This is a genomic window from Jannaschia sp. S6380 (assembly GCF_023015695.1).
GTDB lineage: Bacteria > Pseudomonadota > Alphaproteobacteria > Rhodobacterales > Rhodobacteraceae > Jannaschia.
Genome location: NZ_JALKAS010000001.1, coordinates 392,002 through 406,504, shown reverse-complemented (window position 1 = coordinate 406,504; position 14,503 = coordinate 392,002). Strand labels below are relative to the sequence as shown.

The 14,503-nt window shown below is 68.1% G+C and carries 14 protein-coding genes; 7 read left to right on the top strand and 7 right to left on the bottom strand.

Annotated features, from left to right (window positions below; translation table 11 throughout):
* Nucleotides 1-2 precede the first annotated feature (2 nt).
* A complete protein-coding gene (locus tag MWU52_RS02175; RefSeq protein WP_246948881.1) occupies nucleotides 3-3,134 on the bottom strand; it encodes an efflux RND transporter permease subunit in 3,132 nt (1,043 codons plus the stop codon).
* Complete coding sequence (locus MWU52_RS02170) at nucleotides 3,134-4,363, bottom strand: efflux RND transporter periplasmic adaptor subunit (RefSeq protein WP_246948879.1); 1,230 nt, start codon at nucleotides 4,361-4,363, stop codon at nucleotides 3,134-3,136. Before MWU52_RS02170 ends, MWU52_RS02175 begins: the two co-directional genes overlap by 1 nt.
* Before the next feature lie 201 nt (nucleotides 4,364-4,564).
* Between MWU52_RS02170 and MWU52_RS02165 the strand changes: the two genes are divergently transcribed.
* Nucleotides 4,565-5,251 (top strand): endonuclease/exonuclease/phosphatase family protein, encoded by a 687-nt coding sequence (locus tag MWU52_RS02165; RefSeq protein ID WP_246948876.1) that lies wholly within the window; start codon nucleotides 4,565-4,567, stop codon nucleotides 5,249-5,251.
* A 7-nt stretch (nucleotides 5,252-5,258) separates the two neighbouring features.
* Here the strand turns inward: MWU52_RS02165 and MWU52_RS02160 are convergent, their stop codons facing one another.
* Together MWU52_RS02160 and MWU52_RS02155 are read right to left on the bottom strand one after the other, a co-directional pair.
* A complete protein-coding gene (locus tag MWU52_RS02160; RefSeq protein ID WP_246948871.1) occupies nucleotides 5,259-5,924 on the bottom strand; it encodes an SOS response-associated peptidase in 666 nt (221 codons plus the stop codon).
* Between the two features lie 105 nt (nucleotides 5,925-6,029).
* Nucleotides 6,030-7,589, bottom strand: a complete 1,560-nt coding sequence (locus tag MWU52_RS02155) for a bifunctional metallophosphatase/5'-nucleotidase (RefSeq protein ID WP_246948869.1) — start codon at nucleotides 7,587-7,589, stop codon at nucleotides 6,030-6,032.
* Nucleotides 7,590-7,705: 116 nt separating this feature from the next.
* On the opposite strand from MWU52_RS02155, the gene MWU52_RS02150 reads away from it, so the two are divergent.
* Nucleotides 7,706-8,041, top strand: a complete 336-nt coding sequence (locus MWU52_RS02150; RefSeq protein WP_246948866.1) for a DUF952 domain-containing protein — start codon at nucleotides 7,706-7,708, stop codon at nucleotides 8,039-8,041.
* Nucleotides 8,038-9,078 (top strand): quinone-dependent dihydroorotate dehydrogenase, encoded by a 1,041-nt coding sequence (locus MWU52_RS02145; protein ID WP_246948857.1) that lies wholly within the window; start codon nucleotides 8,038-8,040, stop codon nucleotides 9,076-9,078. Before MWU52_RS02150 ends, MWU52_RS02145 begins: the two co-directional genes overlap by 4 nt.
* Before the next feature lie 8 nt (nucleotides 9,079-9,086).
* Here MWU52_RS02145 and MWU52_RS02140 read toward each other — a convergent pair whose 3' ends face one another.
* From MWU52_RS02140 to MWU52_RS02130, 3 genes are read right to left on the bottom strand one after another with little or no spacing between them, the layout of a single operon-like run.
* Nucleotides 9,087-10,403: an MATE family efflux transporter gene (locus MWU52_RS02140; RefSeq protein WP_246948853.1), complete on the bottom strand. Its 1,317-nt coding sequence runs from the start codon at nucleotides 10,401-10,403 to the stop codon at nucleotides 9,087-9,089.
* Nucleotides 10,400-10,900: a PaaI family thioesterase gene (locus MWU52_RS02135; protein WP_246948851.1), complete on the bottom strand. Its 501-nt coding sequence runs from the start codon at nucleotides 10,898-10,900 to the stop codon at nucleotides 10,400-10,402. The genes MWU52_RS02140 and MWU52_RS02135 overlap by 4 nt, the downstream gene beginning before the upstream one ends.
* A complete protein-coding gene (locus MWU52_RS02130; RefSeq protein ID WP_246948850.1) occupies nucleotides 10,897-11,340 on the bottom strand; it encodes a PaaI family thioesterase in 444 nt (147 codons plus the stop codon). Before MWU52_RS02130 ends, MWU52_RS02135 begins: the two co-directional genes overlap by 4 nt.
* 95 nt (nucleotides 11,341-11,435) lie before the next feature.
* Between MWU52_RS02130 and MWU52_RS02125 the strand changes: the two genes are divergently transcribed.
* The 4 genes from MWU52_RS02125 to MWU52_RS02110 all read left to right on the top strand — a co-directional run bounded on the left by MWU52_RS02125 (nucleotide 11,436) and on the right by MWU52_RS02110 (nucleotide 14,461).
* Entirely contained in the window at nucleotides 11,436-11,813 is a 378-nt protein-coding gene (locus MWU52_RS02125; RefSeq protein ID WP_246948849.1) for a MerR family DNA-binding transcriptional regulator, read from the top strand.
* A gap of 194 nt (nucleotides 11,814-12,007) precedes the next feature.
* A complete protein-coding gene (locus tag MWU52_RS02120) occupies nucleotides 12,008-12,403 on the top strand; it encodes a MerR family DNA-binding transcriptional regulator (RefSeq protein WP_246948848.1) in 396 nt (131 codons plus the stop codon).
* A gap of 52 nt (nucleotides 12,404-12,455) precedes the next feature.
* The gene (locus MWU52_RS02115; RefSeq protein ID WP_246948845.1) at nucleotides 12,456-14,231 is read left to right on the top strand and encodes an acyl-CoA dehydrogenase C-terminal domain-containing protein; all 1,776 of its coding nucleotides are present in this window, start codon (nucleotides 12,456-12,458) and stop codon (nucleotides 14,229-14,231) included.
* 2 nt (nucleotides 14,232-14,233) lie between these two features.
* The gene (locus tag MWU52_RS02110) at nucleotides 14,234-14,461 is read left to right on the top strand and encodes a hypothetical protein (RefSeq protein WP_246948842.1); all 228 of its coding nucleotides are present in this window, start codon (nucleotides 14,234-14,236) and stop codon (nucleotides 14,459-14,461) included.
* The last annotated feature ends 42 nt before the right edge of the window (nucleotides 14,462-14,503 follow it).

Genomic DNA, 14,503 nt, shown 5'->3' with positions numbered 1-14,503 from the left:
GCTCAGGCCGGCACGGCCGCGGGGTCCGCCCCGCGCGGTCGGGGCCGGCGGGCCCGGCGCACGCCCAGCATCAACATCGCCGGCGTCACGATCAGCGTCAGGACCGTGGCGACGACCAGTCCGCCCGCGATGGCCGAGGAAAGCTCCGTCCACCATTGCGTCGACGGTGCACCGTAGACGATCTCGCGCGCGCCGAAATCCAGGTTCACGCCGATCACCATCGGCATCAGCCCCAGCGCCGTCGTCGACGCGGTCAACACCACGGGTCGCAACCGCTGCGCCCCCGTTCTGAGCGCCGCCTCCAGCGGCGATGCGCCGTTGCGCACCAAGTCGTTGTAGGTGTCGATCAGGACGATGTTCGTGTTCACCACGATCCCCGCCAGTGCGATCACCCCGATACCCCCCATGACCACGCCGAAGGGCCGCCCGGTCACCAGCAGCCCCAGCAACACGCCCGCGATCGAGAAGACGATGGCCGACATCACGATGAAGGCCTGCCAGAAGTTGTTGAACTGCACGAGCAGGATCAGGAACATCAGCAGGACCGCCGAGACGAAGGCGCCGATCAGGAAGACCATCGCATCCTGCTGGTCCTGCGCCTCGCCGGCGAAGCTCGCGGTCACGCCGGGGGGCAGGTCCGCTGTCTCGAGCGCCTCCTGCAGCGCGATCACCTGGTCATTGACCAGAAGACCCGGCGCCACGTTCGCCTCGATCCGGGCGACGCGGCTCTGGTCGATGCGCGTGATCGTGCCCGTCCGGGCGGTGGGCTCGAAGGTAACGAAATTGCTGATGGGGACGAGGCCCGCCGTCGTGGGCACGCGCAGGCCCTCCAGCTCCTCCAGCGTCCGGTCCCCGCTGGGAAAGCGAACGCGGATGTCCACGCTGCCTTCGGCCGAATCGGGGCGATAGTCGGCAACCGTGATCCCCTGCGTCAGCAGCTGCACCGCCTGGCCGATCAGGCTGACATCGGCGCCGAAGCGCGCCGCCTCGGACCGGTCGACCCGAAGGCGCCATTCGACCCCCGGCAGCGGCTGCGTGTCGGTGATGTCGGTGAACCCGCCGATCCGCGCCATCAGGTCGCGGACGACCTCGATCGCCTGCGTCTGCTGGGCGGGGTCGCGGACGCGCAGCTGCAGGTTGACCGGCTTGCCGGCTGAAGGGCCGCCCGACTCGGTCTGGACCTGCACGTCGATGCCGGGGATCGTGGCCATGTCCGTTCGGATGGCCGCACCGATGTCGTCGGCCGTCGGGCGGGTGTCCCATTCGGTCAACTCGATCCGCAACGTCCCGATCAGTTCCTCGGAACGCTGCGCATCGGCCTGCGTGCGCGCATAGACCGAAGCGATGCCCTCCTGCCCGTCCAGCCTGGCCTCGACCCGGCGCATCAGCGCGTCCTTCTCCCAGATCGAGAAGTTGTCGCGGGCGCGGACCTCGACCTGCATGAAGTCCGGCTCCACGCTGGGAAAGAACGTGATGCCGTTGCCGAACTGCCCGTAGAAGCCGAACGACCCGATCAAAAGGGCCAGTGCCAAGATAACGGTCGTCCAGGGCCGCAGGATCGCCCGTTCGAGCAGTCGGACATACCGTCCGGTGAAGCCCGGCAGGCTGCGCGGATCCCCGACCTCTGCGGCATGCATGGCGCGCTTTTCGGCCGCCGATTGGGGCTGGCGGCGCCCGATGATGCCGCCGACCACCGGGATGAAGACCAGCGCCATGAAGAGCGAAGCGCCCAGCGTCAGGATCACCGTGATGGGCAGGAACTTCATGAATTCGCCCGTCGTGCCCGACCAGAACAAAAGCGGGAAGAAGACCGAGAGGGTCGTGGCCGTCGAGGCGATGATGGGCCAGGACATTCGCGTCGCCGCGAAGGAATAGGCGCGGCGGGCGGACAGCCCCTCCTGCAACTTTCGGTCGGCCAGCTCGGTCACGACGATGGCGCCGTCGACAAGCATCCCGACCACCAGGATCAACGAGAAGAGGACCACGATGTTCAGCGTGAACCCCATGAACCAGAGCGCCGCGACGCCGGCCAGGAACGCGCCCGGAATGGCAAGCCCGACCAGCAGGGCGGACCGCAGGCCCAGCGCCCAGACGACGACGATCATCACCAGCAGGATCGCGGCGATCACGTTGGCCTCCAGATCGCCCAGGAGGTCCTCGACCTGTTCGGATTCGTCCTGCAGGTAGTCCACCCGAACCGTGGCCGGCCACCCCTCGCGGGCCGTGTCGATTTCGGCGCGCACGGCCCGGACCGTCTCGATGATGTTGGCCCCCACGCGCTTCTTCACCTCCAGCGCGAGCGCCGGCTGCCCGTCGATCCGCGCAAAGCTGGTCGGGTCCTCGTAGGTCTGCCGCACGGTGGCGACATCGGCGAAGGTGACGACCGTGTCGCCGCGGACCTTCACCGGCAGCGACAGCACGTCCTCGATGTTCTCGATCAGGCCCGGAACCTTCAGGACGACGCGGCCGGCATCGGTGGTGATCGCGCCCGCCGCGATCAGACGATTGTTGCGGGTGATCTGGCCGATCAGCTCGTCGAAGGAGATGTTGTAGGTCTCGAACACCGTCGGGTCGATCAGCACTTCCAGCAGCTGTTCGCGCTGCCCCCCGATATCCACCTCCAGCACGCCCGGGACGCCCTCGATCCGGTCCTCCAGATCGTCGACCAGCGTGTTGAGCGCGCGCTCCGGCACCGGGCCGGACAGGATGACCGTCAGGATCGGGAAGAGGGCCGTGTTGATCTCGGTCACGACCGGGTCGTTGGCGTCGTCGGGCAACTCGGGCACGGCGCGGTCGACCGCCTCGCGCACGCTGTCCAGCGCCTCGTCGGCATCGAAGGCGGGCTCGAACTCCAGGCTGACGGAGACGTGCCCCTCCTGCGCGTTCGTGGTCATCTTGCGCAATCCCGTCAGCGACGAAAGCTCCGTTTCCAGCGGTTCGGCCAGCAGACGCTCGGCATCCTCGGGGCTGATCCCTTCGAGGCCGGTCGAGACGTAGATATGCGGGATCGGGATCTCGGGCGACGACTCCTTCGGGATGCCGACATAGGCGAAGGCCCCGACGGACAGAACCGCGATCAGGATCATCGCCACCACGCGCGTGCGCCCGAAGGCGGCGTCGATCAACGCGCGCATCACTCGACCGCACCGTCGGGCATGGCGGCACCGGTCGCCTCGTCCAGGGCGACGGCGACGGGGTCGACGCCCGCGTCCAGCTCCGCCTCGGGCATCGGCATGACCTGCTCGCCTTCGGAGACGAAGCCTTGCCCCACGGTCAGGATCGTGGCCTGTTCGGGCAGACCCGTGACCCAGATGCCCTCGCTCTCGGCACGCACGATCTCCACCTCGTTGAAGACGACCGCGCCCTCGTCGCCCAGTGTCTTGATGCCGAGCACGCCGTCGGACGACAGCGACATGATCGCCGGCGACAGCAGGTGCGCAACCGCGGTCCCGGTGGGAATCCTCACTTCGGCACTGACGCCCGCGGGAACGGTGCCGCCGGGGTTGTCCACCGTCACCTCGGCCAGGAAGGTTCGGGTCTCGGCATCGGCGGCCGTCCCGACAAAGGTGACCTCGCCCGGGCTGGTCTCTCCGGTGATGAATCGAACCTCCGCGACCTGGCCTGCGCGAACCTCGTTCAGGGCCTGCTGGGGCACGCGGATGCTCACGGTCAGGGGCGTGTTGTCGACCACCTCGGCCACCACGGTTCCATTGGCCACGAATTGACCCGGGTCGATGTCCAGCGTCTCGATCCGTCCGGCGAACGGCGCGCGGATTTCGGTTCGGGCGGTCTCCTCCTCGGCGGCGGCCAGCTGGGCGCGCGCGGCGGCCAGCGCCGTCCGCGTCTCGGCCACGCGGTCGACCGTGGCCACGCCGCGATCCAGCAAGGTCCGGGCGTTTTCGTAGTCGCGCTCGGTCCGTTCCAGTTCGGTGCGGGCGCGGGCCAGGTCGGCCTCGCGCTGGGCGGCGTCGATCCGGGCGATGACCTCGCGGGCGTCCACGTCCTGCCCCTTGCGAACCAGAACCTCGGCGATCTGGCCCGATGTCTCGGTCGGAATGCCGCTGCGCCGGTCGGGAAGCGCCTGCCCCTCGGCCGTGAGGTAAAGCGTGACCTCCTCGGCTTCGCTTCGGCGGATGGCCACGGCAGGCGGTGTCTGCGCCGACTCGTCCCGGACCTCGCCTTCGGACGTGGACGGCAGGACGTATCCCGACCCCATCCATCCCACCAGGGCCACGACCAGGGCGCCCGCGATCCACTTCGACCGCGATGCCCCCGCGTCCGTTTCGAACCGCAGACGCGCGGGCCCGGCCTCGGCGCGGCGATCCGCAGCGACGCCGTCGGGGGCGGAGGTATCGTCGCTCATCGTTGTCTCCTGTCGGAAGGGCGCCGGTGGCCGTGGAGGTCCGGGGCCATGCGCCGCGTCACCGTGTCCGGAATTCCCGGAATGGCGGATCCATCGGATGCCAGATGGGGCCGCGCTGGTTTCGATGCAATCGATATGGCAAAAGCGCGCGAAAGGTCCAGACGGCCACGGATCCATCCGTCGCCCATGCCCGGGGACGCGATGCGCCTGAAAATCGTCAGCTGGAACATCCGCAAGGCCGTCGGCCTGGATTGGCGCCGCGACCCCGCGCGCGTGCTGGACGTGTTGGGCGCCATGGCCCCCGACATCATCCTGCTGCAGGAGGCCGACAAGCGTCTTCCCCCCCGGCCCCCGGCGCTGCCGCTCGACGTGGTTCGTGACGCCGGCTGGCACACCATCGACGCCGACCCCGAGACACCGTCGATCGGCCATCACGGCAATGCCATCCTGCACCGCCCCGATCTTCGCCCGACCCGCGTCGTCGGGCTGGACCTGCCGGGGCTGGAGCCGCGCGGATCGGTCCTCGCCCGGATCGTGGGGCGGGGAAGCGCGATCACCGTCGCCGGCATGCATCTCGGCCTGCGGGCCAAGGACCGGCGCCTGCAGGTGCCCGATGTCGTCGCCAAGGCGCGGGACCTGGGCGACCCCGTCCTGATGGCGGGCGACCTGAACGAGTGGCGCGCCGGGGACGACGCGCTCGACCTGCCGCCGGACTGGCGCCTGGTGGCGCCTGGCCCGAGCTTTCATGCGACGCGCCCGACCCTGCGGCTGGACCGCTATATCGTCGGTCCCGGGATCGAGGTCGTCGAAACCGGCGTCTTGCCCAAGACGGAGGCGCGCCGCGCGTCCGACCATCTGCCCGTCTGGATGGAGATCGAGATCCGGTAGCCGGCAATCACTCTTCGTCGATCGGCGGGTCGACCAGTTCGGGCCCTTCGACCCGGTTTGAATTCACCGCGCGATCCACCCGATATCGGTCGAACCGGCCCGGCGGTGCCGCGCGCATCAGCCGCGCCGCGCCGGTGCCCACCTCTTCCAACCAGAGCGGCCAGTCCTCGGGCGCCAGCGTTACCGGTTCCCGGTGATGGATCATCGCCACGTCCGGTCCTGCCGCACAGGTCACGATGGCGCAGGTGGCGACGGCATCGGGACCCCAGTCCTGCCAGATCCCCGCGAAGGCCAGCGGGGCTTCCGTCGACGGTCGGAAATACCAGGGAAGCCCGGTTCCGTCCGCGTCACGGGTCCATTCGTAGAACCCGGTTGCCGGGATCAGGCAGCGGCGCTCGCGGCAGGCGGCACGAAAGGCGGGCTTGCGGGCGATCGTCTCGGCCCGCGCGTTGATCAGCAGCGGGCCCGCCGTAGGCGTCGCGTACCAATGGGGCAGGAACCCCCACCGCATCGGCCGCAGACGGCGCGCCCCGCCTCCGTCGGTCACCACCGGCACCTGCGTCGTGGGGCAGACGTTCCAGCGCGGCCCGTCGGGAAGGTCGTTGGATGCCACCGCGTCGAAAAGCTGCACCATCGCCTCGTGCGGGAGGGTCATGGCATATCGTCCGCACATGATCGGGCCCCATCCTCGCGCCACGGTCGGGCGCCTTAGTCCTGAGCGAAAGGGACCCCGCGATGCCTCGCAGGGTCCCGTGTCTCGTCCGTCGGCTTGGCGCCCTTACTTCGCGACGATCCGGTCGTCGGTCATCGGCGTGTAGGGCGCGTTCTCCGCCAGGTACTCTGCGGTGACATCGGCCAGGTCGGGGCCGAAATCATAGGCGTCCTCGGCATCGACGAACATGCCATAGCCGTCGCCACCGTTGCGGACATAATTGTTGGACACCACGCCGTACATCTTGCCGGGGTCGAGCGGTTCGCCACCCACTATCACGTCGCTGACGCGGCTGCCCGGTTCGGCCGAGGCGTCGAAGGCATAGCTCATGCCCGCGACCTGCGGGAACCGGCCGGCTCCCTCCTCGATCTGGCTGACGCCGTTCTCCAGCGCCTCCAGCAGCGTGGCGCCGTCGACGCGGAACGTGGACAGCGTGTTCTGGAACGGCAGCACCGTCAGGACCTCGCCCATCGTGACCTCGCCCGCGTCGATGGAGGCACGAAGCCCGCCACCGTTCTGGATCGCGACGTCGATGCCCTGGTCGGCGACGCGATCGAGCATCGCCTCCGTCACCAGGACGCCCATCTCGCACCCACCGGCGCGGCAGACCTCGCGCGACCCCTCGATCGGCGCGGTCGCTTCGGCGACCACGCGGTTGCGCAGCTCCTCCAGCGGCTCGGCCAGTTCGGCGACGCGTGCCTTCGTGTCCTCGTCCTCGGCCACCGATGCATCGAGAAGGATCGGATCGCCGGAAATCGCGGTGATCTCTCCGGCATCGTCGAAGGTGATGTCCAATTCGCCCAGATACTTGCTGTAGGCGTAGGCCTGCACGATCGGGACGCCGTTCACCTCGGTCGGATAGGTACCGGCGGCGTCCTCGTCGTCATTGCTCAGCAAGGTGTGGGAATGGCCGCCGATGATCAGGTCCACGCCGGTCAGTTCTTCCGCCAGACGCTTGTCGGCGGGCAGGCCGACATGGGTCAGAAGGATGATCTTGTTCACCCCGTCCCCGGTCAGGGCGTCGATCTCGGCCTGGGCGGCATCCGCCGACGGCGAGAAGATCACGGTGTCACCGGGCGAGGACGTCTCGGGCGTGTCTTCGGCCAGGACGGACACGATGCCGATCCGCTCGCCGCCGACTTCCAGCACGGTCGACTTGCCGATCTCGCCGGCCAATGCGTTGTTCTGGCTGACGTCGATATTGGCCGACAGCACCGGGAACTCCACCTGCTTGACGAAATCGGCCAGACCCTCCGGCCCGTCGTCGAATTCGTGGTTGCCCACGGCCATCGCGTCGTAGCCCAGCTTGGTCATGAACTCGGCGGCAAGGTCGCCCTTGTACTGGGTGTAGAACAGCGAGCCCTGGAACCAGTCGCCGGCATCCAGCAGCAGAACGTTTTCGTCCGCCCGGCCACGCGCCTCGTCGATCGCCGTGACCATCCGGGCGATCCCGCCGAAGCACTCGCCCGCCTCGTTGTCCTCGGCCGAACAGGGACCGTCATATTTGCTGATCGGGTCGAACCGGTCGTGGAAGTCGTTGGTGTGCAGGATCGTCAGGTTGAACTCGGCCTGGGCCAGTCCGGTGGTCAGCGCAAGCGCGGCCGACGCGGTGAGAAGACGTTTCATGTCTGGAACCCCCTTGGTTGGATGGATCGGATGGTGCGCAGCTACCGCGAGCTTGTCAAAGCGATATGACGACCGATGCGGTTGACGCCGCGTGATGGGCGCGCCATCCGGGGCGGATGATCTACAAGCTGTTCCGAACGCCCGAATGGCAGGCGCTGCAAGCCGACGGCACCACGACCGGAGCGCCGGTCGATATCGCCGACGGCTATATCCACTTCTCGACCGCCGTGCAGGTCGCGGATACGGCGGCCAAACATTTCGCCGGTGTGGACGGCCTTTGGCTGCTGGCGGTCGACGCGGCGTCGGTCCGCGACAACCTCCGATGGGAAGTGTCCCGCGGCGGCGCGGAGTTCCCGCATCTCTACGCGCCGCTGCGGCTCGATCAGGTCGCCTGGGCGCAACCCCTGCCGCTGTCGGACGGTGTCCATCGGTTCCCGGCCGGGCTGAAATGATCGAACGGCTGGCGATTTCGGCGTTGCACCGGGTGGAGCCGGAACGCGCGCATGGTCTGGCCCTCACCGCGTTGCGGGCGGGGCTGGGCCCGCGCGGCGGGCCGGTCACGTCGGACCGCCTGCGCACGCATGTGGCGGGGCTCGACCTGCCGAACCCCGTCGGCCTGGCGGCGGGCTTCGACAAGAACGCCACGGCGCTTGCCGCATTGTCGCGCTGTGCCTTCGGCTTCGTCGAGGTGGGCGCGGCCACCCCGCGCCCCCAGCCCGGCAACCCGCGCCCGCGCATGTTTCGCCTGACGCAGGACCGCGGGGCGATCAACCGGTTCGGTTTCAACAATGACGGCATGGCCGCCATCGCCGCGCGGCTGGCCCGGCGTCCCGGGACGGGCGTGATCGGCCTGAATCTCGGCGCGAACAAGGACAGCGCCGATCGGGCAGGCGATTTCGCGCGGGTGCTGGCCCGCTGTGGTGCGCATGTCGATTTCGCCACCATCAACGTGAGCAGCCCCAACACCGAGCGTCTGCGCGACCTGCAGGGACCCGCCGCCTTGTCGGCCCTGCTGGCGACGGTGATGTCGGCGCGCGACGCCCTGCCGAGGCCGATCCCGATCTTCCTGAAGATTGCGCCGGACCTGTTGGCGGCGGAACTGGAGGGGATCGCGCGGGCGGCCGAGGGGGTCGACGGCTTCGTTGCCACGAACACGACCCTGTCGCGACAAGGACTCTCGTCCTCGGCGCGGGATCAGGCAGGTGGTCTGTCGGGCCAGCCTCTCTTCGATCCGTCGACACGCGTGCTGGCCCGGCTGCGCGGATGCACCGATCTGCCGATCATCGGCGTCGGCGGCATTGCCACGGCGGAGCAGGCCTATGCCAAGATCCGCGCCGGTGCATCGGCGGTCCAGCTCTACACCGCGCTCGCCTACGAGGGGATGGGACTGGCCGCCCGGATCGCGCGCGGGCTGGACGACCTGCTGCAACGCGACGGCTTCGCGACCGTCGCCGCTGCGGTCGGCACCGACAGGGAACGCTGGCTCTGACACGGGGCTCAGGCTCGGATCGCCGCCCGTTCCAGCGCGGGATACCGCCAGCCCAGCGTCAGCCCCCGCGCGGCGAACGACGCCATGAGTGCCGCCCAGAGCCCGTGATTGGCCAGGATCGGCACGAACAGCATCAATCCGATCAGATAGACCGCGAAGCTCAGGATCATCATGTTGCGCATGTCGCGCGTGCGCGTGGCCCCGATGAAGACGCCGTCCAGCATCCAGGCGGCGACCCCGATCAACGGCGCGGCCACCATCCAGGGAAGGTAGTCGCGGGCGGCCGCGCGCACCTCGGGCGCCGTGGCCATAACATCGACCAGAAGGCCGCCGCCCATGGCGAAGGCCAGCGCCAGGACCGAGACCGTCGCCAGGCCCCACCCCCCGCAGAGCAGCACCGAACGCCGCAGCCGCGACCGGTCACCCGCGCCGAAATACCGACCGACCAGCGCCTCGACCGCGAAGGCGAACCCGTCGAGCGAGTAGGCCGTGACGTAGACGAACTGCAGCAGCACCTGATTGGCCGCCAGCGTCACCGTCCCGAACTTGCCCCCGGTCAACAGAAACGACGCGAAAGTGAGTTGCAGCAGGACCGACCGGATCAGGATGTCGGTGTTGACAGCCAGCATCCGTTTCAGGCGTGTCGCGTCGAAGACCTGCGCCCGGTCGCGCCATGCATGGTCGATAAACGCGTCGCGGCAAAACCACAGCGCCAGCGCCACGCCCGACCACTCGGCCAGGAAGCTCGCGAAGGCCACGCCCGTCACGCCCCAGCCGAGGCCAAGGACGAACCACAGGTCTAGGGCAACATTCGCGCCGTTCATCACCAGTTGGATGACCAGCACGGCGGCCGTCCGTTCCTGCGCGATGAGCCAGCCGGTCAGGCCGTAGATCGCGATCGCCGCAGGGGCCGACCAGATGCGGATCGTCATGTAGTCGCGGGCCAGCCCCTCGACCTCGGCGTTGGTGGGCGCCAGCCGGAAGGCCAGGGCGAAGATCGCCCATTGCAGCGCGATCAGCGCTGCGCCGGCCACCGCCGCAATCAGCAGCGCGCGCGACAGAAGCGCCACCAGTTCCGCCCGGTCCCCGGCTCCCAACGCCTGCGCGGCCAGGCCGGTCGTACCCATCCGCAGGAAACCGAAGATCCAGTAGATCGAAGACAGGATGATCGCGCCGGCGCCCACCGCCGCGATCGGCGCCGCCTGCCCCATCTGGCCGACCACGCCGGTGTCGACCACGCCCAGGATCGGCACCGTCGCGTTCGACAGGACGACGGGAATCGCGACCTTGAGGATCCGGCGATGCGTCAGCGCGGGTTGCGTCACGCCCGGGGCGGCATCAGGAAATGGCCGGTGGCCTGGGCGAACAGGCGGTCGCGGTTGTCCTGCCACCCTTCGACATGAACGGAGGCGTAGCGGCGCCCCGACCGGTTCACCCGCGCGCGCGCATAGGCGTCGCGCGGCAGGCCCGAGCGCAGGTAGTCGACCGAAAAGTCGATCGTCTTCGGCAACCGCGGCAGCGTGTCGAAGGTCAGGCCCTCTGGCTCCAGCCGGCCGGCCTCCAGATCGTCCCAGAGCATCGCCCAGGACAGGGTGACGATGGCCGTCACCTCCAGGAAGGCGGCAGTGACGCCACCATGGAGCGCGGGCAGCGCCGGATTGCCGATCAGCTTGTCGTCGTAGTGGAGGACGCCCGTCAGCTCGTCCCCGCGCCGGTCGAAGGCGATGCCCAGGAACCGGATATAGGGCACCCCGTCGATCAGCGCGCGCAGCGCGGCATCGCGTCGTTGCTTGACGACCTGTATCGGTTCGGGCCGGTTCACGCGCCGCGCCCCCGTTCGAGGGTGAACGTGCCGTTCGCGACGGCGACGGGGCCCTTGCCATCGGTCTCGTCGAAGGCTTCCGCCCGGACGAAGGCGACGGAGCGGGTCACATGGTGGCAGACGGCGCGGGCGGTGATCCTCTGGTGCGGCTCGGCCGCGCGCATGTAGTCGATGCGCAGATCCATGGTCGCCGTCGCCACCGGCGCGGACGGGTGCGACAGGACCGCAGCCCCGCCGGTCGTATCCATCAGGGCGGAGACCGCGCCGCCATGGACGACGCCAGTCCGCGGGTCGCCGACCAGCGTTTCCGCCCAGGGCATGGAGATGGTCGCCGCCCCTTCGGCCACCGCCTCCACCTGCATGGAGAGTGCGCGGCAATGCGGCAGCGCCTGGATGAACTGTCGTGCGGCGCGTGCGCGGGCCTGGTCGGTATCGGTCATGGCCGCAGCCTTGCCGCGAAGCCCGCCGGCCCGCAACCCCGTGCGATGGACAGTGGTCCCGCAGGCATGGCAAACTGCATCCGGGAGGACTGCGCATGGCGGAACGGTTGGACTTCAAGCAGATGTGCGCGCGCTTCGAAGTGACCCCACGGACGCTGCGCCACTACGAATACATCGAACTGCTGTTCCCCGAACGCGAAGGCCGCGCGCGCTTCTACGGCCCGCGCGAGATTGCGCGGATGACCCTGATCCTGCGGGGTCGCAAGTTCGGCTTCTCGCTGGAAGAGATCCGGCAATGGCTTGAACTCTACGACCGGGACCCGGAGGGGCGGACCCAGATGCAGGTCTGGATCGACTTGGCCGACCGCCAGCTTTCCGAGCTCGCGGAGCGGCGCCGTCACCTGGACGAGGCCATCACCGAACTGACGGCGCTGCGCGACGGTGTTCGGCGCGACCTGGACGCCAAGGGCTGACCCGCGCCGGCAGATTTCGCAGATTTCCGGCGCAAGGATACGCACCCGCGACAGAGATGACGTGAACGATCCTTACGTCAACGTCAAATTGACGCGACGTCCGGGTTACGTAAACGTCATCCTGTCTTGTATCAGGGAGGACAGGTCCGCATTTCGGCGTCAGATCGAAGGGAACCTGCAAGAGGACAGACACGATGGCCACCGAGCTGATGACGATCCGACAGATGTGCGACGCGTTCGACGTGACGCCCCGCACGCTGCGTTTCTACGAACAGAAGGAACTGCTGTTTCCGCAGCGCGAGGGACAGAAGCGCTGGTACACGCGCCGCGACCGCGCCCGCCTGAAGCTGATCCTGCGCGGCAAGCGTTTCGGCTTCTCGCTGGAGGATATCCGGCAGCTGCTGGATCTCTATGACCTGGGGGACGGCCAGTTCACCCAGTTCGCCCGCAGCCACGAGATCGGCCGTGACCGTCTGGCGGCGATGACCGCCCAGCGCGACGAATTGAACGAAGCCATCGAGGACCTGACCGAGCAGCTGCGCTGGGCCGAGAAGATGATGGCCCAGATGCAGCCCCGCAAGGCCGGCTGACCCACGCGGCGGGGGGTATGCCCCTCGCGCCCGATCCGACGGAGGAGATCACATGCCCAGCTACACCGCCCCCACCAAGGACATGCAGTTCGTGATGCACGACCTGCTGAAGATCAGCGACCAGGACATTCCCGGTTATGCGGACCTGGACCCGGAATTCACGGGCGCGATCCTGGATGCGGTGGGTCAGTTGGCGACCGAGGTGATCCACCCGTTGAACGTCGTGGGCGACACGCAGGGCTGCAAGCTGGAAAACGGCGTCGTCCGCACGCCCGACGGCTTCAAGGAGGCGTTCGACCAGCTGCGCGACGGCGGCTGGACCTCGCTGGACGCGGCCGAGGAATATGGCGGCCAGGGCCTGCCCTACATGTCCTATACGATGGTGGGCGAGATCCTGTCCTCGGCCAACATGGCTTTCAACATGTATTACGGCCTGACCCACGGCGCGGCCTCGGCGATCATGGCGCACGGGACCGATGCCCAGAAGGCCAAGTGGCTGCCGAAGATGAACAGCTGCGAATGGACCGGCACCATGAACCTGACGGAGCCGCATTGCGGCACCGATCTGGGTCTGATGCGCACCAAGGCCGTTCCGCAGGAGGACGGCTCGTTCAGGATCACCGGGCAGAAGATCTTCATCTCCGCCGGCGATCATGACATGGCCGAGAATGTGATCCACCTGGTCCTCGCCAAGATCCCCGGAGGGCCCGAGGGCATCAAGGGCGTCTCGCTGTTCATCGTGCCGAAATACAAGGTCGACGACGACGGCAATGTCGGCGCGGCCAACGGCGTCTCGGTCGGCAAGATCGAGGAGAAGATGGGCATTCACGGCAACTCGACCTGCGTGATGAACTACGACGAGGCCGAGGGCTTTCTGCTGGGGCAGGAGCATAAGGGCATGCGCGCCATGTTCACGATGATGAACGAGGCGCGGCTTGGCGTGGGCCTGCAGGGCTATGCCCAGGCAGAGATCGCCTATCAGAACGCGCTGGCCTACGCGGTCGACCGCCTGCAGGGGCGCGACGTGACCGGGACCAAGAACCCCGACGGGCCGGCCGATCCGCTGATCGTGCATCCCGACATCCGGCGCAACCTGATGGACCAGAAGTCCTTCGTCGAAGGGGCGCGCGCCTTTGTCTTCTGGGGCGCCAACCTGATCGACCGGGCGCATCGCAACGAGGATGCGGAGGCCGACGGCCTGATTTCGCTGATGACGCCGGTCATCAAGGGCTTCCTGACCGACAAGGGGTTCGAATACGCCACAGCCGCGCAGCAGGTCTATGGCGGCCACGGCTACATCGAGGAGTGGGGCATGTCGCAATTCGCGCGCGATGCCCGGATCGCGATGATCTACGAAGGCGCGAACGGCGTTCAGGCGCTCGACCTCGTCGGCCGCAAGCTGGCGCAGGACGGCGGCAAGCACGTCATGGCGTTCTTCGAGATGGTCAAGACCTTCTGCAGGGAGAACGGCGAGGACGAGGATCTGAAAGGCTTCGTCGAACCCCTCAAGGCGGCGTCCAAGGACCTGCAGGCGGCCGGCATGTATTTCATGCAGGAAGGCGTCAAGAACCCGAATGCCGCGCTCTCGGGCTCCTACGACTTCATGCACATGATGGGGCATGTCTGCCTGGGCCTGATGTGGGCGCGCATGGCCAAGGTCGCCTACGCCAAGCTGGAGGAGCCAGGCGCCGACCGCGACTTCCTCGAAGCCAAGGTCGCGACGGGCCGCTACTACATGGCGCGCCAGTTGCCGGCGACGTCGATGCATCTGGCCCGCATCCAGACCGGTCCCGACACGATCATGGGGCTGGAAGCGACGGCGTTCTGAGCATGGCGCGGGCGCAGCGCCTGACCCGTCGGTTCCCGGCGCAGATGTCGGAGGCGGGCTTTCGCCGCCTCCGTCGCTTTGCCGAGGAGGCGGGACTGGAGGAGGGCGAGGCGCTGTCGTTCCTGTTCGAGAACTTTGACAGCGTGACGCATCGTGACAACCTTCCCCACCGCCTGGACCTGCACAAGGCGATGCTGCGCAAGCGCACCGCCGATCGCGGGACGGAATGAACTCGGGCGTCGGGCATCCTGTCCGGCGCCGACATGCACTTC